Raw genomic sequence first — 19,227 nt, forward strand, 5'->3', positions numbered from 1 at the left:
TTCAAATCCTGTCCCCGCAACCAAATACACAAAACGGCCCGCCTCAGTGCGGGCCGTTTTGCGTTTGCGGCCTGGCGACCGGTTTTGATCCTCGTCAAGTTATCCTACGATGTGGGTCTCGGCAGGGGCCGTTTTCCGGTGTCAAACTGCTTGGCATGGAGATGGACACCGACAAGATCGACAATGCCGTTCTGGGGCTGCTTTGGCTAACGCTGCATGAAGAGAGGCGCGCCTGGAAGGGAATGGATTGGGATGCTCTGGATCGCTTGCACCAGAAGGGGCTGATCGCCAATCCAGCAAACAAAGCGAAGTCGGTGGTTCTGACAGATGAAGGCCCGCGGCGTGCTGAGGAGCTGTTCCGCACCCTTTTTCACGCGGCCGGCGCCATGAGCGCTGAGCTGGCGTTCCAATTCCGGCGAGAGTCGCGCAGACGAAATATATGACTTAAACCGCAGGCTCATCCCGCAACAATTGCGGTTTGGGCAAGCGGCCCGCCCGATCACCGTCTGGCGGCGTCTCTCCAGAGCGGCGGATGTTCAAGTCGAATCCTACCGCCGGCGCCGCCCATGCGGCCCGGTTCAGTTGATACGGTTTTCCAACCCCACCGTCAGCGGAATCTCAAGCCCCCGCCGCAATCCCGTCGCAACGACCGACACCCTGAATTTTCCTGCGAGCGCCTTGTCGAAAATGGCGCCGACGATGATGTCGGCATCGGCGTCGACCTCCTCGCGTATGCGGGTGGCGGCTTCGTCGACCTCGAACAGCGTCATGTCAGTGCCGCCCGATATCGAGACAAGGACGCCCTTGGCGCCCATCATGGACGCTTCGTCGAGAAGCGGGTTTGCGATCGCCGCTTCGGCTGCCTTCCTGGCGCGGTCCTCCCCGGTGGCTTCGCCGGTCCCCATCATCGCGCGACCCATATCGCGCATCACCGACTTCACATCGGCGAAGTCGAGATTGATCAGGCCTTCCTTGACGATTAGATCGGTGATGCAGCCGACGCCGGCGTAGAGAACGCGGTCCGCCATGGCGAAAGCGTCCGCGAAGGTCGTCTTGGCATCGGCGATCCTGAAAAGGTTCTGGTTCGGTATGACGATGACGGTATCGGCGCTTTCGCGCAGCCGCTCGATGCCCTCATTGGCGGCATGCATTCGGCGGTTTCCTTCGAAGACGAACGGCTTGGTGACGACGGCCACGGTCAGTATTCCCGCGTTGCGCGCGGCCTGCGCTATGACCGGTGCTGCACCGGTTCCAGTTCCGCCTCCCATGCCCGCGGTCACGAAGCACATATGCGTTCCCGCAAGATGGTCCATGATTTCGTCGATCGATTCCACGGCCGCGGCATGGCCGACCTCGGGCAGGGATCCTGCACCAAGGCCCTCCGTGACGTGCGCTCCCAATTGGATCAGCCGCGTTGCCTTCGACATGGTGAGCGCCTGGGCATCGGTGTTGGCAACGATAAATTCGGTGCCCTGCAAGCCTTCGGCGATCATGTTGTTAATGGCGTTGCCGCCACCGCCGCCAACCCCGATGACGGATATTTTGGGCCTCATCTCCGAGATTGCCGGCCTCGTTGCAGTGTTCATTTGCCGTCTCTCCCCTTGAATGCGCAAGCGCAGCGGTCGGTGGAAGGCTTGTTCCCGGCGCACTGCAAAGACTTTGGACAGTGCGCGAATCAGGACAGCCGAGCGTGACCAAGGGAATCAGACGGTTGAACCGGCTGCAAGTGCACTATTCGCGCTCGCGCATGTTATGCGCTATTGGTTCGCCGTCGGTGCTACGTGTGGCGGCTGCCCGAATATCGTCCGATGACAACGTCTCCCGTAAAGCCGAGACCGATTTTCCCGATCTACTTCACGCCGATGCCGGCAGTCAGGCCGCCATCGATCCTGTAGTCCGCGCCGGTGCAGAACCCGGCTTTTGACGAACACAGAAAGGCGATGAGTTCCGCCACTTCCTCCGGCTCGCCGATGCGCCCGATGGGGTGGGCTTCGCCGAAGCGCCTGTAGGCGGCCTCGACATCGGCATCGGTGCCGTTCTCGCCGCGCGCCGCCTTTTCCAAGATAGGGGTGCGGATCGAGCCCGGGCTGACGGAATTGACGCGAATGCCAGAGCGCGCGTGGTCGAGCGCCAGAGCGCGCGTCAATGTGTGGATGGCGCCCTTGGTCGTGGCATAGGCGGCGACGTTCTGCTGGCAGGCGAAACCTTGCACCGAAGCCACGTTGACGATGGCGCCGCCGCCTCGCCTGATCATTTCCGGGATGCCGAAATGCGCGGTCATGTAGATCGAGCCGACATTTACGGACATCGCCCGGTTCCAGGTGTCGAAATCGGTGCTAACAGCGGTTCCATATGGATGGACCGCCGCGGAATTGACAATGATATCGAGGCCGCCGAACCGGTCGACACCGGCCGCGACCGCGTCGCGAACCTGATCCGGCACGGAGACGTCGACGGCCATGACCAGCGCCCCGGCGCCGGAGCTGTCCAGTCCCGCTGTCATCGCCGCGTTTGCCGCGCGATCGATGCCGCAGGCGATTATCGCCGCGCCGCCCGCCGCAAGACGTCTGGCGGTCGCCAGGCCGATCCCGGTCGTCCCCGTCACCAGAGCGATCTTGCCGTCGAAATCCTTCATTGCGCAAACTCCTTTAATTTGACTTCCATTGTGGCCCAACAATACGGTTCTGTTTTATCGCAAAGGGAAAGCCTCGATGGAACAATGCTGGCGCTGGTATGGCCCTGACGACCCGGTGACGCTCGATCATGTCAAGCAGGCCGGAGCCACGGGCGTCGTGTCCGCCCTGCATAATATCTACGACGGCCGCGCCTGGCCTTTGACGGACATCCTGGAGCGCCAGCGGATCATCGAGGCCGAAGGGCTGACTTGGTCTGTCGTGGAGAGCATTCCCGTCCACAATTCGATCAAGATCGGCTCGGCGGAAAGGCAGCATTACGTTGGTTGGTACCAAGATACCATCCGCGCGCTGGCGAAGGCCGGCATAAAAACCATCTGCTACAATTTCATGCCGGTGGTCGACTGGACCCGCACCGACCTTGCCTATCGGCTTCCAACGACGGGCTATGCCCTGCGTTTCGATGCGATCGATTTTGCCGCATACGACATTTTCGTCCTGAAGCGCAGGAATGCCGAAGCCAGCTACAGCGCGGCACGTGTCGCCGAAGCGGAATCGCGACTGAAGGAACTGAGCGACGAGCAGATCGACAGGATCGAGCGCAATCTCATTGCCGGCCTGCCGGCGACCGAGCGCAGCTACGACCGTGATAGTTTTCGCGAGGCATTGGCGGAATATGACTCGATCGGGCCGAAGGAGTTGCGCGACAATCTTGCCTGGTTTTTGCGCGAGATCATTCCGGTGGTCGAGCAGGAGGGAGTGCGCATGTGCATCCATCCCGACGACCCGCCATTCTCGCTCTATGGCTTGCCACGGATCGTTTCGACTGCCGAGGACGCGCGTTTCATCCTCAACGCCGTCGACAGCCCGGCGAACGGCCTGACATTCTGCACCGGCTCCTATGGTACGCGCGCCGACAACGACATTGTCGGCATGGTCAAGGAATTCGCCGACCGGATCCATTTCGTCCATCTGCGCAATGTAACCATCGAGGATGACGGCTCCTTCTATGAAGCCGAGCACCTGGAGGGCGGCACCGACATGGCGCATGTCATCCTCGCTTTGATGCAGGAAGAGACACGTCGCCGTAGGGAAGGTCGCGCCGATTGGCGGATTCCCATGCGACCCGATCATGGCCATCTGCTTGCCGACGATATCGGCAAGACCAGGATCAACCCCGGCTACTCGTTGATCGGCCGCCTGAAAGGCCTCGCCGAACTGCGTGGCATCATGCGCGCTGTGGAACGTTTTGAGCTGGCCTGAGGATCGCAAACAGGAAGGCCCGGGCGATCAACATCGGCTGGTGCTAAGGTCGATGACTTGATGAAACAAGCTCGGCCTTGCGCCGTGCCGTCTCCAACCCGATGGCGATGAAGCGGCGCGCATGCCGGGCCAGTTCCATATTGTCGGTCCACAGATTGCGCCAGATGGCGGTTTTCTTCGACAGGTTCTCGTCGACGATCTCGGACGAGAAGGATTCGAAACTGAGGTCGTCGCTATAGCCGATTGCGGTCAACGCATCGAAGATCGCGGCAAAGTCGATGTTGCCGGTGCCGAGGAAGCCGCGATGGCTCTCGCCGATATGGACATAGCCGATCTTGTCAGCCGCATGGCGGATGGCCAGCCCGATATCGGCCTCCTCGATGTTCATGTGGAAAGTGTCGAGATGCAGGAAGATGTTGTCGGAACCGGTGTCCTCGATGAACGCCAGCCCTTGCGCGGCGGTGTTGAGCAGATTGCTCTCGAAGCGGTTGACGATCTCGAGGTTGAGCGTAACGCCGGCGGCTTTGGCGGTCTCCGCGACCTTGGCAAGCGTTCCGGCGCTGCGGTTCCATTGATCGCGTGTCGGCGCCTGCGCCTGCAATCCATGGCTGGTGCTGAGGATGCCGGCGACCTTCTGGCCGCCGAGATCGCGGGTGAGCGCGATCGTGCGTTTCAGGATTTCGACGCCATGCGCGGCAATCGTCTTGTCGGCGCTTGAAATGTCGCCGTCGGCCGGTAGTCCGATGCTGATCGCCACGCCGAGATCGAGCTCGGCGATGCGCCTGGCCAGTCCGCCAATATCGACATTGGCAGGGTCGAGATAGGAGAATTCGATCAGGTCGAAGCCGGCCTCTTTGGTGTTGGCCAGCGTCCGCTCGAGGTCGCCTTGCACCGAGCTCGCCGACCAGACAAAAGAATGGATTCCAATGCGCGACATGATCGTCTCCTGCTGGTCGAGAGCATCGGACCCAAAAGTGGAAACCGGTTTTGGGAAAATCCGATGCTCAAACAAAAAAACGGTGCGACCGGTCGTCCCGGCCGCACCAGCCTTGGGAGGCTCTAAGCTAGCGGGCCGCCGTCCAGCCCTTGTAGTCCTTCAGGTTCTCGGCCGTGATCAGCTGCGGGTCGAGCAGCACCGTCGCCTCGGCCGGCTTTTTGCCGGCAAGCACTTCGGCTGCCATCTGCAGCGACTGGCCAGCCATCACATAGGGATCCTGCGAGGCCGAGGCCTTGATCATCGAGGTGCCGGAAGAGAGCTCCTTCTCGATGTCCGGCGCGCCGTCGACCGCGGTGAAGATGAACTCCGAGCGGTTGAGCTGCTTGGCCGCAAGCTGGGCGCCGATCGCCGTCGGATCATTGATGGCGAACACCGCGTCGATCTTGTCGAAGCGGGTCAGCAGCGACTGGAAGACCTTCAGACCGCCGTCGCGCGAGCCTTCGGCATTCTGGTCGTCGGAGAGGATCTTGATGTCCGGGTGCTTCGCTAGCACGTCCTTGCAGCCCTTGACCCGCTCCAGGATCGACGACGATGCAGGGCCGTTCAGGATGACATAGTCACCCTTGCCGCCGGTTTGGTCGACGAGGTACTGGCAGGCCGCTTCGCCGGCCTTGACGTTGTTGGTCATCACGGTGACGTCGGCGCCTGGCGCCGAGACGTCGAACGCGGCAACAACGATGCCCGCCGCTTGCGCCTTCTTAACCGCTGGTGCGATGGCCTTAGCATCGACGGCGTTGAGCATGATCACGTCGACGCCGGCCGCGATGAAGGAGTCGACCTGCGAGACCTGCTTGTTGAGGTCGTAGTCGGCCGACACCGACGTCACCTCGACATTGGGATTGATCTTTCTGGCCGCGTCTTCGATGCCCTTGATGGTGGCGACGAAGAACGGGTTGCCGAGCAGGCCGACCGATATGCCGACCTTGTTCAGATCCTTGGCCGAAGCCGGTGCGATGGCGACGGCCGCGAGGGCAACGCCGCAGAGCAGTTTAGCGATGGTCTTCATTGTTTTCCTCCTGATGCCCCGCGCCTCTCACGGTGCGTTACATGAAACCGGGTCGTTGACGCCGGCGACTAAGGTCAATCACGTTCTTGCTCCTGCCTGGAGCCTGTAGCGGTCGAGGGCGACCGCCACGATGATGACCAATCCCTTGATGATGTACTGCCAGATGTCGGAAACACCGGCCAGGATGAGCCCGTTGGAGAGCACCGCTATGATCAGGCCGCCGATCAGCGTGCCCCAGATCGAGCCGACGCCGCCGACGAAGCTGGTGCCGCCGAGAATGACCGCGGCAATGGCGTCGAGTTCGTAGGACTGCCCAAGCTGCAGCCCGTTGGCGGCATAGAGCCGGGCCGCCGACATGGCGCCGCCAAGACCGGCCAGAAGGCCTGAAACGCCATAGACGAAGAGCAGCACCAGCGGCACCTTGATGCCGGTGAGGCGGGCGGCCTCGGCATTGCCGCCGACGGCATAGATCCAGGTGCCGAGCACGGTGCGTTTGAGCACCAGCCAGGACAGCACCACGACCGACAGAGCAATGATGACCAGCCAGGGAATGCCGAACAGCGAACCGTTGCCGATGAAGTCGAACGGCAGGTCCGAGTTGAACACCGTGGTGTCCTGGCCGAGCAGGCGGGCGACGCCGCGCACGGCGGTCAGCGAACCCAGCGTAACGATGAAGGGCGGCAGCTTGATATAGGCGACGAGCAGCCCGTTGATGACGCCGAAGCCGAGGCCGACCAGAATGGCCGCCGGCACGCCGAGCATGCCCCACTCCGGCACCAGCGACACCATCACCGCCACCATCGCCGATGCGGCAAGGATGGAGCCGACGGACAGGTCGATGCCTCCGGTCAGGATGACGAAGGTCATGCCGGCCGCAAGGACGATGTTGATCGACGACTGCTGCGTGACGATCAACAGGTTGGTCTCGGTGAGGAAGCGCGGGTTCATGATCTGGAAGCCGGCCGCCAAAAGGATCAGAACCGGCAGCATGCCAAGGGCGGCGAAGGCGGTGCGCAGCCGCCGGCTTCTGCCGACGGCCTGGTCCCCCGCGCTCATCTCGGTTGCCTTGTCGGTCATCCCTTGGCCGCTCCCGTTGCAAGTTCCATGATTGCCTCCTGACTGAGCGGCTGGCCTTCGGATGCCGTCACCTCGCCAGCGATAGTGCCGTCGCGCATCACCAGCACGCGGTCGGCGACGCCGATCACCTCCGGCAGTTCGCTGGAGATCATCAGGATGGCGATGCCCTTCTTGGCGAGATCGTCGATCAGCCGGTAGATTTCCGACTTCGCCCCGACATCGACGCCGCGGGTCGGTTCGTCGAGGATGAGGACCCGCGGTTCGGTTTCGAGCAGGCGGGCGAGCAGCACCTTCTGCTGGTTGCCGCCCGACAGCGAGCCGGCATTGGCCTGCACCGACCTGGTGCGGATGGAGAGGTCGGAAACGGCCTTGGCGGCGCGCTTTTCGGCCGTCGCGAAGTCGCGCAAGCCTCCGGCCTGCGCATCCCTGGCGAGCACGCCCATGCTGATATTGTCGGAAATCGACATGTCGAGGAACAGGCCGAGTTCCTTCCGGTCTTCGGTAAGATAGGCAATGCCGGCGTCCAGCGCCTCGCGCGGCGAGCCGATGGCTATCGGCTTGCCGTCGAGTTCCAACGTGCCTGACGTGTGCCTGTCGGCGCCGAAGATCAGCCGTGCGAGCTCGGTGCGGCCCGAACCGACAAGGCCGGCCAGCGCCAGCACTTCGCCCTTGTGCAGGTCGAAGGAACAGTCCTTCAGGAGATTGCCATCCGACATGTCGCGCACCGACAATGCGATCGCTCGGTTGCTGTCCGGCGGGCGGTGATCCTTTTTGTAGAAGGCGGACAGGTCGCGGCCGACCATCATCGAAACGAGGCGCGAGGCGTTCAGATCGGCGCGATCGAGCGTGCCGACATAGCCGCTGTCGCGGAGCACGCTGACGCGGTCGGCAAGCTGGTAGACCTCTTCCATGCGGTGGCTGATGTAGATGATGGCGATGCCCTGCGACTTCAGCGTCGCAATCACCTCGAACAGCCTGTCAGTCTCGCGCGAGGTCAGCGAGGTCGTCGGCTCGTCCATGACGATGATGCGCGCGCTGGTCGACAGCGCGCGGGCGATTTCGACCATCTGGCGTTCGCCAAGCGACAGGCTGGAGACCGAGGCGCGCGCCGGGAAGGAAACGCCGAGCCGCGCGACGATTTCCTTGGCGCGCCGGTTGCACTGGTCGCGGTCGACGATGCCGAACCGTCTCGGCTCGTTGCCGAGGAAGATGTTCTGCGCGACCGTCAGGTTGGGCGCCAGCGACAGCTCCTGATAAATGACGGCAATGCCGTTGGCGCGTGCCTTGATCGGGTCGCCGGTGGCGACTGGTATGCCGTCGATCAGAATCTCGCCGCCGGGATCTGGCCGATAGGCGCCGGACAGCACCTTCATCAGCGTCGACTTGCCGGCGCCGTTTTCGCCCATCAGCGCGTGCAGTTCGCCGGCGTGGACGGTCAGTGACACATCCTGCAAGGCGCGGATCGGGCCGAACGTCTTGGAGATGTGCCGCATCTCCAGCACCGGCTGGCGCACTGTTTCGATTCGGGCGGCGGCGGTCATCGCGTGCCTCCCGCTGCTGCACCAACGATGCCTCGGTCGGCGGAAAGGCCGCGCCAGCTGTCGCGATAGAAGGCAAGCCCGGTGAGGCTTGAAGCACGAACAGGCTCCGGCGCCTCGGCGGCAAATTCGCGTCCAACACTCTCGAAGGCGAGAGCCGCCGCTCCAGTGGCGCTGCCCTCCAGCGTGGCGCCTTGCATGAACGCTTGGCCGGGACGCAGCTGCGCCAGCAGGCTGGCGAGCAGGCCGCCGCTGTTCAGCCCGCCATCGACGATTATGGTGTTGTTCGAATGGATCAGGTCGAGACACAGATCGACCATCAGCGCGACGTAGAGCAGCGCCACGGCCGCGCGTTCCTCCGCTGTGGGTGTGCGCCCGACCAGTTCGCCGGGATGGCCAGGCATCGGCCCACCTGGCGCGAAGCTCGGTAGCGCCATGATGCCGGCGTCGATCACCTGCTGTACTGTGGAGCGGTCGATTGCCCCCTGCCAGCCGGCGCTGATCGTCGCGAATTCACGGCCGCCCATGAAGCGGATGGTCGGCACCGGGCCACCGTCGACATCGACATTGACCAGCATGTCGCGATCGCGATCGAGCGCGTCGAGCGGGCAGTCCGGATTGAGCACGACGACCCAGGTGCCGGTCGAGACGACGGTGACCGGGCCAAGCTCCTGCCGGCGATAGGCATGGAGCGCCGCATTGCTGTCATGGACACCGTTGTGAATGGCGATCGGCCGTGTCGCCCCGCCAAAGCGATGCTCGCCGATCACCGCGCCGGCACGTTCGAAGGCGGGCATCTGGCCGCGCCATCCTTCGGCGTCAACCAGCGAGGAGAAATCGCGCTTGCGCGGCGCCCACAGATGCGAGTGGCAGCCGAGATAGGACACCTCCGACACCGCCCGGCCACCAAAGCGCCAGCTCCAGTATTGGGGATAACCGAGGATCGATTTGGCGGCGGCGAACACGCCTGGTTGCACCGTCTTCAGCCACAGCATGTGGCGACCATAGTTGAAGCCGAGCGGCAGGCGCGGCGAGAAGGTCTCGGCGAAATCCGGAATGCGGCGATCGATCTGCGCGGCAATCTCGGCCGGTGGCTCCTGCTCGTAGTCGAGGATCGGATGCGTCAGCGCCGCATCGTCGACCAAGGCAAAGGTGCAGCCATGGCCCGAAACCATCAATCCTTCCACACCATGATTGTCGACCGCTTCGCCGACGGCGCGAGCCGCCCAATCGTGAAGCGCTGCTTCGTCGAGCACGCTGAAGCCGCCTTCGCGCGTCCAGTTCGGCTGGGTCCGGCGCTCACCCAGAATCTGCCCGTCCTGACCGAAGACGAACAGCTTCGAGTTGGTCTTGCCGAAGTCGAGGACGGCCACCTTCACTGGACGGCTCCCGAGGCAGAGGCGATCCGCACCATGACGCCGGCGTTTTCGAGCATGCGTGCGTCGGCATCGGAAAGACCGTCGTCGGTCACCAGCGTGCCGATGCGCGACAAGGGCAGCGCGACGTTGCGCGCGTGGATCGACAGTTTGCGGCTGTCGGCCAGCACCACGATCTGGTCGGCGCATAGGCTGAGTTCGACGATGGAGCGGACCAGCAGCGGATGCGATTCCAGCACGCCCTCCGGGCTGATGCCTTGCGCGCCAAGAAAGAACTTCGATGCGTAGAAAGGCACCGTCTGGGTGAGCGAATGAATGATGCCAGGCTCGCGATGAAGTTCACCCCCGGCAACGGTTAGGCTACAATGGCCGTGGTCGCTCAAATAGGCGATGAGCGGCATCGAATTGGTGTAGAGCCGGATGTTGCGGTCGGCGAGTTTGGCGCCGAGATGGAAACAGGTCGAACCGCCATGCACGATGACGGCGTCGCCATCGCGCACCATGGTCGCAGCGAGAGCGGCGATCTGCCGCTTGGCTTCGACCGCGAGATCGCGGTTCTCGTCGTAAGGCCTGGCAAAGGCGACACCCGCCTGCGAAGCGCCATCGAGCGCCGAGATGCCGCCGTAGACCTTCCGTGCTTCGCCGGCCTCGTCGATCTTGTCGATGTCGCGCCGCACCGTCGCAGCCGACACGCCGAGCCGCTCCTGCAGCTCGCGCACCGAGGCGAAGGGGCGATCCCGCAACAAGTCTACGATCTGACGCTGGCGGCCGGAGTCGCTCAACGGATACCCTCCCGAAATGCCATTTTGCCACGGCAATTGGTGAAACTTACTCAACGCGGATCAGATTGCAAGCTAGATTTGATGGGATAAGATCACCATTGACGTAACTTACTCGCATCTGCGATACCAACGTCATTCGTTATCCCAGCTACGGGGATCCAAAGCCGTGGCTACGCGGCCGGTTTGTTGAAAGGAGTTTCGATGGCAATCAATGCGGATGCGCAGGAACTGGCCGCTTTGCGGTCGCTTTCGGCCAGCATCGGGCGCGACCCGCATTTGACCCAGGCCGCGGGCGGCAACACTTCGCTGAAAGCCGGAGACACGCTCTGGATCAAGGCTTCGGGTACCTGGCTGAAGAATGCGCTCGCCGAAGACATCATGGTTCCCGTGGCGATCCCCCCGCTGCTCAGGGCTGTCGAACAGCGCGACCCGGCCGCCGATCAGCCACAGGCGTTCGCCATCCAGGCGCTCAACATCCGCAAGCTGCGACCCTCGATCGAGACCACGGTTCACGCGCTGATGCCGCAGCGCGTCGTTCTGCATGTCCACTGCGTCGACACCATTTCGCTTGCCGTGCAGGCCGACTGCGAGGCTCAAATCGCCAAGCGCCTGGATGGCCTCGAATGGGCGTATGTCCGTTATCTCCGGCCGGGCCTGCCGCTCGCCCAGGGCATTGCCGAGCGCCTTCGGCCTGGGGTCGATGTGCTGATCCTTGCCAATCACGGCCTGGTGGTCGCAGCCGAGACCGTGGCCGGCGCCGAGGCGCTGCTGCGCCGCGTCACGGGGCTGCTGGCGCGGCCGCCACGCGAGGTGGCGGAGCCAGACATCGCGGCATTGACGGCGCTCATCGGACGCACCGGTTACAGGTTGCCGGCGGATGTCGAAGCGCATGCCGTCGCGATCGATCCTGAAAGCTGCCGCATGGCGTCGGGGGGCAGCCTCTATCCCGATCACGTCATCTTTCTCGGCAAGGGTTCGGTCGTGGCGCGGCCTGGCGAGGACGTTCTGCGCGTCATCGAACGGTGCGGCACGGCACCGGTGGCGATCCTGTTTCCCGGGCTTGGCGTGCTGATGCGCGGCGACGCCAGTCCCGGCGCCGATGCCATGCAACGCTGCCTTGCCGACGTGACGGCGCGGGTCGACGTCGCGGCGAAGCTGAATTATCTGACCGCCGCCGAGAACGACGAACTGATCAACTGGGACGCCGAGCAGTATCGCCAGAAACTCAATGCAGCTGGCGGCTGACATGGCGCGTTCAATTGGCCCCCTTTCGATCGGCATCGACATCGGCACATCAGGCGCCCGCGCCGTCGCCATGCGCCCGGATTTTTCGATTGCCGCGCGTTCCGCCGTTCCACTCGACAGATTTGGCCAGAACGCCCGCGACCCCTCAGTGTGGTGGTTAGCGGTGGGCGCGGCGCTGGCGGAACTGCTTTCGGGCATCGATCGTGCGGCGGTCCGGTCGATCGCCGTCGACGGCACTTCGGGCACGCTGCTGCCGGTCGACGGCGCCGGGCGGCCGCTGGCCGAGCCGTTGATGTACAACGACAAGGTCGACGACGACGCCATTCTGGCGGTGATCGCGCGCGAGGCGCCGGCCGCGAGCGCAGCACGTGGGGCGACGTCAGGTCTCGCCAAGGCGCTGTCATACCAGCGCCTGTCTGGCGTTGCCGCGGTGCTGCATCAGGCCGACTGGATCGCGGCACAGTTCTCTGGCCGCTTCGACACCAGCGACGAGAACAATGCCCTGAAAACCGGCTACGACGTCGAGGCCCGCCGCTGGCCGGACTGGATCGCGGCGACCGGCATGCGCATGGAACTCCTGCCTGATGTCGTCAGGCCGGGCGATGTCACGGGAACGCTCACCGCGAGCACAGCGGACCTGTTCGGCCTGGCGCACGACGTCGCCGTGGCCGCCGGCACGACCGATGGCTGCGCGTCGTTCCTGGCGACGGGCGCTGCGGCAGTTGGCGACGGCGTCACCGCGCTGGGGTCCTCGCTGACCCTCAAAATCGTCTCCGACCGGCCGATCTCGGCGCCGCAGTTCGGCATCTACAGCCATCGGTTGGGAGATGCCTATCTGGCGGGTGGTGCGTCGAATTCGGGGGGCAAGGTGCTGGCGCAGCATTTCTCGCTCGGGCGTATCATCGAGCTGAGTGCGGCCATAGACCCCATGACGGAGACCGGCCTCGACTATTATCCGCTTCCCGCGGTCGGCGAACGCTTTCCGATCGCCGACCCTGCTCTGCCGCCACGTCTGACGCCGCGGCCTGCGGACGACGCAGACTATCTGAAAGCGATGTTGGAGGGCATTGCCGAGATCGAGGCGCTCGGCTATCGCCGGCTTGCCGAGCTCGGCGCGCCTCGCCTGCTCTCGGTGAGAAGTGTCGGCGGCGGTGCGGCAAATCCCGCCTGGACCGCGATCCGGCAGCGCAAGCTGGGGGTCGGTTTTCTGCCGGCGCGTTCGGATGAGGCGGCCGCCGGCACGGCGCGGCTGGCGCTGATGGGCGCAATCGAAGCGGGGCTTTTGTGAGCACGAAAACGGTTGAACATCTCGACGGCATCGCGGCGCTGGTTGAGTGCTATCAGGTGTTCCTGCTCGATCAGTTCGGCGTGCTGCACGATGGTACGAACCCCTATCCGGGCGCTGTGGAGGCATTGTCGGCGCTGAAGCGAGCAGGCAGGACGATCGTGCTGGTCTCGAACTCCGGCAGGCGGGCGCGGCCCAATGAGGCCCGGTTGCTGAAGCTCGGCTTCCAACCAGGAAGCTGGGATCAATTTGTCTCTTCCGGCGAGATCGCGTGGCGGTCCTTTCACGAAATGGCGGTATCCGGAACGCTGCGCCCAAACACAAAGTGCCTGCTGATCAGCCGCGAAGGCGACCGCTCGGCGATTGAAGGCCTGCCTTTCACGTTGACCGGGGACGGCGACGATGCCGAGCTGGTGCTGATCGCCGCCAGCGAGGGCGATCGCTACGACATCGACCATTATCGCAGACTATTTGCACCGGCAGCGATGCGGCAGGTGCCGTGCTTCTGCACCAATCCCGACAAGATCATGCTGACGGCAGTGGGGCCTCGCTTTGGCGCCGGTCAGCTTGCGGATCTCTACGAGAGCTTCGGCGGCAGCGTCACCCGCATCGGCAAGCCCTACGCCCCGATCTTCGACGCCGCGCTGGCGCTGGCGGGCAACCCGGACCGCAGCACTGTGGTCTGTGTCGGCGACAGTGTCGAACACGATATCGCTGGTGGAACTGGCGCCGGCGTGGCGACTGCGCTGGTCTTGTCCGGAATATTGGCGGACACCCCTGACCTGGCCGACCTTTTCGACAGTCTGGACGCCTACCCCGATTACACCACGGATATTTTCAAATTCGCAGATTGAGATGGGCTGCTTCCGAGGGTTGAGCGCTGCCATGGTGATCGTTTCGTCGTTCGTGCTGCTTTTCGTGGCGCAGCCCTTTGGCTGCTGTTGCCAGTTCACATCTGGTTGGTCAGAGGCTATTGAACTGCATGCGTGATTTCCAACTCCCCGGGCGCTCGCCGGTTCGTGCGACGGAAGCGATGGCCGCGACATCGCACCCTCTGGCGACGCTGGCGGCGGTCGAGATGCTGCGGTCTGGCGGCAATGCAATGGATGCAGCCGTGTGCGCGGCGGCGGTGCAGGCGGTCGTCGAGCCGCAATCGACCGGTATCGGCGGCGACTGTTTCGTCCTCTACTGTCCCAACGGCCAAGGCGAGGTTCTGGCCTTCAACGGCTCCGGCCGCGCACCTGCAGCAGCAGAGGCGCAGTGGTATCTGGACAGGGGGCATGACGAACTGCCTGAGTCCGGTCCGCACGCAGTCACCGTGCCGGGCGCCGTCGACGCCTGGTGCCGCCTGCTCGAGGATCACGGCAGAAAGGGCATCGACGCCGCGCTCGCACCCGCCATACGTTACGCCGAACAGGGCTACGTCGTCCAAGACCGTGTGGCCTTCGACTGGGCTGAAAGTGCTGCCTTGCTGGCCGCCGACGAACATGCCGCGCGGATTTTTCTGCCGGATGGAAAGGCGCCGCTGGCCGGCGAACTGCACCGGCAGCCGCAACTGGCCGACACCTTGCGCATCGTCTCGCGCCGCGGTCGTGCCGGCTTCTATGAAGGCGAGGTCGCCGATGACATGGTGTCGCGTCTGCGTGCTCTCGGTGGGCTGCATGCGCTCGAGGATTTTGCGGCTACGAAGGGCGACTATGTCAGGCCGGTCGGCACATCCTACCGGGGCTACGACATCCATCAGATGCCGCCGAACAACCAGGGGCTGACGGCACTGATCATGCTGAATGTGCTGTCGGGCTTTTCGCTCGGCTCTCTGGAGCCGAACGGCGCCGAGCGCTTTCACCTCGAGATCGAGGCGGGGCGGCTTGCCTATCAGGACCGCGACAATTTCATCGGCGACCAGAACCAAGTCCATGTCCCCGTAGAGCAGTTGTTGTCCAGATCCCATGCGGACCAGCTTCGCGCCGAGATCGATCCGGCGCGCGCGATGACGCATCTGCCACGCCTGGAGCTTCAGCCGAGCGATACGGTCTACATCTCGGTGGTCGACCGCGATCGTAATGCAGTCAGCTTCATCAACTCGACCTTTTATTCGTTCGGCAGCGGGGTGGTCGGCCCCAAGAGCGGGGTCGTCCTGCAGAATCGCGGCAGCAGCTTCCGCCTGGCGGCGGACCACCCAAACCGAATCGCCCCGGGAAAACGCCCGATGCACACCATCATGCCAGGCATGGTGACAGCCAAGGGCCGGGCGATCATGCCGTTCGGCGTGATGGGCGGCGGCTACCAGCCGTTCGGCCATGTCCACCTGCTCACCAACATGATCGATTTCGGCATGGACCCGCAGGAGGCGCTGGATGCGCCACGCGTGTTCTACAGACAGGATACGGTGGAGGCGGAGCGTGGCGTTCCGGCCGATGCAATCGCCGGCCTGCGCGAGCGAGGCCACCAAGTGTCCATCGCGACCGAGCCGCATGGCGGCGGCCAGCTGGTGCTGATCGACTGGGACAAGGGTACGCTTACCGGCGCCTCCGATCCACGCAAGGACGGTTGCGCGCTGGGTTACTGACGATCGGCCGCGTCCTGCGTGCTGGTCCTGTTCAGCTTTGGCGCTGCCGCCACCAGCGCCTTGCCGATCGCCGACTGCGGGGCACCGATGACCGCACGGGCATTGCCGCTCTCGGCGACGCGGCCGCCATCGAGAATGACGACACGATGAGCGATGGCGCTAATAACGCCAAGATCATGCGAAATGAACAGATAGGCGATCCGTTGCTCGCGTTGCAGATCGAGCAGCAATTGCAGGATCTGTCGGCGCACCGATACGTCGAGCGCAGACACCGCTTCGTCGAGCACGATCAGCGACGGCATTGTGGCGATGGCGCGAGCAATCGCTATGCGCTGGCGCTGGCCGCCCGAGATCTCGTGGATGGCGCGGCCGGCGAGATCAGCGCTCAAGCCGACACGCTCGAGCAGAGCAGCGATGCGGTGCGGGCGCTCCGGTCGAGAGGCGACGCCATGGATGCGCAAAGGATCGTCAAGCACGCGCGCTACCATGGCGCGCGGGTTGAAGGCGGCGAGCGGGTCCTGGAACACCATTTGCAAACGCGCGCGCCGTGCGCGCAAGGCAGCGCCGTTCAGGGACAGGAAATCGCCGCCCTCGAACTCGATATGGCCGGCGTCCGGTTCGATCAGCCGCAGCACCAGCCTGGCGATCGTCGACTTGCCGCTGCCGGACGGCCCGGCCAGCGCCAGCGTCTCGCCGGGCTCGATGTGGAAGGAAATGTCATCGACGGCGGCGATCGTCTTGTCGCCACGACGATATCGTTTGGTCAGGCCGGAAACGGCCAGCAATGGACTGCTCACCTCGTCGCTCCTGCCTGCCGCAGCAGCGGTTCGGCATCGAGGCCGAGATGGGCGTCGAGCAGCGCTCTTGTGTAGGCGTGGCGCGGGCTAGCGATGATCTGCGCCGTCGCACCGAGCTCGACCAGCTCGCCGTGCCGGAACACGGCGATGCGCTCGGCCAGCTCGGCGGCCAGCGCGATGTCATGGCTGACGAACAGCAGCGTCATGCCGTCCTCGGCCACCAATTGCCGGATCAGCGCGACGATCTCGGCCTGCACGATTGTATCGAGCGCGCTGGTCGCCTCGTCGGCGATCAGCAGTTTCGGACCGGCCGCGATCGCTGCGGCGATCGCCACGCGCTGCTTCTGGCCGCCGGAAAGCTGGTGGGGATAGGCGCGCAGAGCGGCCTCCGGGTCGGGCAGGCGGACGCGTCCAAGCAGGGTTTTTGCCTTGGCATAGGATTGCGACCAAGTAAGGCCGAGATGCGTATTCGCGACTTCCGCGACCTGCTCGCCGACCGCCATCACCGGATCGAGGCTGGCCGACGGGTCCTGAAAGACGAAGCCGATATCGCGGCCACCGAGTGGGGTGTGGGTGGACCGGGTAATGAATTCGGATGGCGGCGACTGCAAAAACCAGTCGATACGGCCTTCAATCCTGATGGATTGCGGCAGCAGCCCGGCAATGGCCAGCGCCAGCGTGCTCTTGCCCGAACCGCTCTCGCCGATGATGGCGAAGCGTTCGCCGGCGGCGACATCGAAGCCGACATGTTTCAGCGCCGCCACCTCGCTGCCGTCACGGCGATAGATCACCGTCAGATCGCGGATCGAAAGCAGCGCCGTCACGACAGGCTCCTTCTCACCGCCGCCGTCTCGACGAAGCCTTCACCGGCGAGATAGACGCCGAGCACGGTCAGCACGAGCGCTACGCCCGGAATGATCGACAGGAAAGGCGCGGTGCGCAGCACGGCGCGACCTTCGGCGATCATGCCGCCCCAGGTCACGCGGTTGGGGTCGCCGAGGCCGAGAAACGAGAGGGCCGCTTCGGTGAGGATCGCGGCGGCGACGATCACCGACGACAGCGCCAGCACCAGCGGCAATGCGTTGGGCAGCACTTCGCGAAAGGCGATCTCCAGCGGATGCATGCCGATGACACGGGCGCCGGCGACAAAATCGCGCTCGCGGATCGACAGCACTTCGGCGCGGGCAACACGCGCCGGCCCCGTCCAGGCGCCAAGCGCGATCGCTGCGACAACGACGCCGAGCGACGGCCCGACGACACTGACGAAAGCCAGCGCCAGCAGGAAGCTCGGCACGGTCTGGAAGGCGTCGGTGATGCGCATCAGCACCTCGTCGACGAGGCCGCCGGCAAAGCCCGCCAGCGTGCCCACTATTGCGCCGACGGCAAGGGCTGCGGCTGCCGCCGCCAGCCCGACCGCCAAGGAGGTACGGGCGCCGTGGAGAAGCTCGGCCAGCACATCACGGCCGAGCCGGTCGGTGCCGAGCGGCAGCGACCAGTCCTGAAAGGGCGGCAGCAGCGCCGGCCCGGCAATAGCCTGCGGATCGCCGGGAAAGAATAGCGACGCCGATAGCGCCATGGCGAACAGCGCTACCAGAATGATCGCGCCGGCGATCGCTTCCGGCGTGCGAAGAAAGCGGCGAAACGGGCTCACGCGCTGGTCTCGCTGGCGCCGACGCGCGGATCGAGGAAAGCGTAGGCGATATCGACGAGAAGGTTGATGATGATAACGAGAACGGCGCTGACGAGAATGATGCCGAGCAGCAGCGGCGTGTCGCGCGCCGCCACCGCCTCCTGCGCCAGCCGGCCAAGGCCGGGCACCGAAAAGACGCTTTCGATGACGACGCTGCCGCCGAGCATCTGCGCCGATTGCAGGCCGAGCATGGTGACCAACGGCAACAGCGCGTTGCGGGCGACGTGAGCGAGCACGATGCGGCGGCGGGAAAGCCCCTTGGCGCGAGCGGCGAGCACAAAATCCTGCCGCCAGACTTCGGCCACGCCGGCGCGCATCATGCGCAGATAGAGTGCCAGATAGATGAAGCCGAGTGCGGACACCGGCAGGATGAGATGGCGGGCGATATCGGCCGCGCGGTCGAGGCCGGTCTTGCCCGACGCGATGCTCTCGATGCCGCCGATCGGAAACCAGCGCAGGTCGACGGCAAAGATGATGATCAGCACCAACCCGAGCCAGAAGCCCGGTACCGCATAGAGCGCCAGCGAACCGATCGACAGGAAACGGTCGCGAAAACTGCCGGGCCTGGCGCCGGCATAGATGCCGAGTGCCGAGCCGAGCCCGAAGGAGAGCGCGGTGGCGCTGCCCATCAACAGCAACGTATTGGGCAGGCGTTCGAGGATGACGTCGCGGATCGGCCGCGAGAAGGTGACCGACTGGCCGAGGTCGAGATGCAGCAGCGCCCAGAGGTAGTTCGCCAGCCGCGTCAACGCCGACTGGTCGAGGCCCCAACGATGGCGCAGCAATTCGATCATGCCGGCGTCACCGCCGGTCGAGACGATATAGGCGTCGACCGCGTCGCCGGGGGCGGCTTCCAGCAAAAGGAAAGTGCCGATCACGACAATCAGCAGCACGAAGACGCTGCCGACGAGGCGACGGCGAAGGAGGAGAACCGCGCGGGTCATGGTGGCGCCGGCTGCTTGGCGGTGT

18 protein-coding genes are annotated in these 19,227 nt (G+C 64.4%); 6 read left to right on the forward strand and 12 right to left on the reverse strand.

Annotated features, from left to right (window positions below; all coding sequences use genetic code 11):
- The first annotated feature begins 155 nt into the window (after positions 1 to 155).
- Positions 156 to 443, forward strand: coding sequence for a DUF6429 family protein (locus AC0L3L_RS32560; RefSeq protein WP_473641349.1), 288 nt, complete (start codon positions 156 to 158; stop codon positions 441 to 443).
- A gap of 135 nt (positions 444 to 578) precedes the next feature.
- Here the strand turns inward: AC0L3L_RS32560 and ftsZ are convergent, their stop codons facing one another.
- Both ftsZ and AC0L3L_RS32570 read right to left on the reverse strand, forming a co-directional pair.
- Positions 579 to 1,586, reverse strand: coding sequence for a cell division protein FtsZ (gene ftsZ / locus AC0L3L_RS32565; protein WP_473551957.1), 1,008 nt, complete (start codon positions 1,584 to 1,586; stop codon positions 579 to 581).
- A gap of 263 nt (positions 1,587 to 1,849) precedes the next feature.
- Entirely contained in the window at positions 1,850 to 2,635 is a 786-nt protein-coding gene (locus tag AC0L3L_RS32570; protein ID WP_473641312.1) for an SDR family NAD(P)-dependent oxidoreductase, read from the reverse strand.
- A 76-nt stretch (positions 2,636 to 2,711) separates the two neighbouring features.
- Between AC0L3L_RS32570 and uxuA the strand changes: the two genes are divergently transcribed.
- A complete protein-coding gene (gene uxuA / locus AC0L3L_RS32575; protein ID WP_473641314.1) occupies positions 2,712 to 3,896 on the forward strand; it encodes a mannonate dehydratase in 1,185 nt (394 codons plus the stop codon).
- Positions 3,897 to 3,939: 43 nt separating this feature from the next.
- Here uxuA and AC0L3L_RS32580 read toward each other — a convergent pair whose 3' ends face one another.
- From AC0L3L_RS32580 to AC0L3L_RS32605, 6 genes are all read right to left on the reverse strand, one after another.
- A complete protein-coding gene (locus AC0L3L_RS32580; protein WP_473641316.1) occupies positions 3,940 to 4,833 on the reverse strand; it encodes a sugar phosphate isomerase/epimerase family protein in 894 nt (297 codons plus the stop codon).
- A gap of 127 nt (positions 4,834 to 4,960) precedes the next feature.
- Positions 4,961 to 5,899, reverse strand: a complete 939-nt coding sequence (locus AC0L3L_RS32585) for an ABC transporter substrate-binding protein (protein ID WP_123151633.1) — start codon at positions 5,897 to 5,899, stop codon at positions 4,961 to 4,963.
- 78 nt (positions 5,900 to 5,977) lie between these two features.
- Entirely contained in the window at positions 5,978 to 6,976 is a 999-nt protein-coding gene (locus AC0L3L_RS32590) for an ABC transporter permease subunit (protein ID WP_095493261.1), read from the reverse strand.
- Positions 6,973 to 8,517, reverse strand: a complete 1,545-nt coding sequence (locus AC0L3L_RS32595; protein ID WP_473641318.1) for a sugar ABC transporter ATP-binding protein — start codon at positions 8,515 to 8,517, stop codon at positions 6,973 to 6,975. The genes AC0L3L_RS32590 and AC0L3L_RS32595 overlap by 4 nt, the downstream gene beginning before the upstream one ends.
- Positions 8,514 to 9,893: an FGGY-family carbohydrate kinase gene (locus AC0L3L_RS32600; RefSeq protein WP_473487797.1), complete on the reverse strand. Its 1,380-nt coding sequence runs from the start codon at positions 9,891 to 9,893 to the stop codon at positions 8,514 to 8,516. Before AC0L3L_RS32600 ends, AC0L3L_RS32595 begins: the two co-directional genes overlap by 4 nt.
- Positions 9,890 to 10,672, reverse strand: a complete 783-nt coding sequence (locus tag AC0L3L_RS32605; protein ID WP_473487798.1) for a DeoR/GlpR family DNA-binding transcription regulator — start codon at positions 10,670 to 10,672, stop codon at positions 9,890 to 9,892. The genes AC0L3L_RS32600 and AC0L3L_RS32605 overlap by 4 nt, the downstream gene beginning before the upstream one ends.
- A 201-nt stretch (positions 10,673 to 10,873) precedes the next feature.
- Here AC0L3L_RS32605 and AC0L3L_RS32610 point away from each other — a divergent pair, with 201 nt between their 5' ends.
- The 4 genes from AC0L3L_RS32610 (at position 10,874) to ggt (ending at position 15,771) form a co-directional block, all read left to right on the forward strand.
- The gene (locus AC0L3L_RS32610; protein ID WP_473487799.1) at positions 10,874 to 11,917 is read left to right on the forward strand and encodes a class II aldolase/adducin family protein; all 1,044 of its coding nucleotides are present in this window, start codon (positions 10,874 to 10,876) and stop codon (positions 11,915 to 11,917) included.
- Position 11,918: 1 nt separating this feature from the next.
- Positions 11,919 to 13,205, forward strand: coding sequence for an FGGY-family carbohydrate kinase (locus AC0L3L_RS32615; protein WP_473641320.1), 1,287 nt, complete (start codon positions 11,919 to 11,921; stop codon positions 13,203 to 13,205).
- Positions 13,202 to 14,056, forward strand: coding sequence for a TIGR01459 family HAD-type hydrolase (locus AC0L3L_RS32620; RefSeq protein ID WP_473641322.1), 855 nt, complete (start codon positions 13,202 to 13,204; stop codon positions 14,054 to 14,056). Before AC0L3L_RS32615 ends, AC0L3L_RS32620 begins: the two co-directional genes overlap by 4 nt.
- A gap of 128 nt (positions 14,057 to 14,184) precedes the next feature.
- Positions 14,185 to 15,771, forward strand: a complete 1,587-nt coding sequence (gene ggt / locus AC0L3L_RS32625; protein ID WP_473641324.1) for a gamma-glutamyltransferase — start codon at positions 14,185 to 14,187, stop codon at positions 15,769 to 15,771.
- Here the strand turns inward: ggt and AC0L3L_RS32630 are convergent.
- Genes AC0L3L_RS32630 through AC0L3L_RS32645 form a run of 4 tightly spaced genes read right to left on the reverse strand, consistent with a single transcriptional unit; the run spans position 15,765 to position 19,202 of the window.
- The gene (locus tag AC0L3L_RS32630) at positions 15,765 to 16,568 is read right to left on the reverse strand and encodes an ABC transporter ATP-binding protein (protein ID WP_473527376.1); all 804 of its coding nucleotides are present in this window, start codon (positions 16,566 to 16,568) and stop codon (positions 15,765 to 15,767) included. The genes ggt and AC0L3L_RS32630 overlap by 7 nt on opposite strands.
- Positions 16,565 to 17,392: an ABC transporter ATP-binding protein gene (locus AC0L3L_RS32635; RefSeq protein WP_473641326.1), complete on the reverse strand. Its 828-nt coding sequence runs from the start codon at positions 17,390 to 17,392 to the stop codon at positions 16,565 to 16,567. Before AC0L3L_RS32635 ends, AC0L3L_RS32630 begins: the two co-directional genes overlap by 4 nt.
- Positions 17,389 to 18,219, reverse strand: a complete 831-nt coding sequence (locus AC0L3L_RS32640) for an ABC transporter permease (protein ID WP_473487805.1) — start codon at positions 18,217 to 18,219, stop codon at positions 17,389 to 17,391. The genes AC0L3L_RS32635 and AC0L3L_RS32640 overlap by 4 nt, the downstream gene beginning before the upstream one ends.
- Entirely contained in the window at positions 18,216 to 19,202 is a 987-nt protein-coding gene (locus AC0L3L_RS32645; RefSeq protein ID WP_473487806.1) for an ABC transporter permease, read from the reverse strand. The genes AC0L3L_RS32640 and AC0L3L_RS32645 overlap by 4 nt, the downstream gene beginning before the upstream one ends.
- Between the last annotated feature and the right edge of the window lie 25 nt (positions 19,203 to 19,227).

The sequence above is a fragment of the Mesorhizobium sp. WSM4849 genome (assembly GCF_055811385.1).